Genomic DNA, 299 nt, shown 5'->3' on the forward strand with positions numbered 1-299 from the left:
GTTTCGCATCCTGCGCGAATACGAGCGCGGCGTGGTATTCCAGCTGGGCCGCTTTTGGCAGGTCAAGGGGCCGGGGCTGATCCTGTTGATCCCGGTGATCCAGCAAATGGTGCGGGTCGACCTGCGTACCGTGGTGCTGGATGTACCGCCACAGGATGTGATCACCCGCGACAACGTCTCGGTCAAGGTCAATGCGGTGCTCTACTTCCGTGTACTTGACCCGCAGAAAGCAATCATCCAGGTCGAGGATTTTCTGGTGGCGACCAGCCAGCTGGCCCAGACAACCCTGCGTGCGGTGC

At 60.9% G+C, this 299-nt stretch carries 1 protein-coding gene; it reads left to right on the top strand.

Annotation, left to right across the window (positions count from 1 at the left end; all coding sequences use genetic code 11):
• Window positions 1-299, top strand: a 299-nt coding sequence (locus SB756_RS29175; RefSeq protein WP_410913016.1) for an SPFH domain-containing protein, incomplete at both ends; no start/stop codon positions are given.

It is taken from the genome of Pseudomonas sp. SIMBA_068 (assembly GCF_046534705.1).
In the GTDB taxonomy this organism is placed as follows: domain Bacteria; phylum Pseudomonadota; class Gammaproteobacteria; order Pseudomonadales; family Pseudomonadaceae; genus Aquipseudomonas; species Aquipseudomonas putida.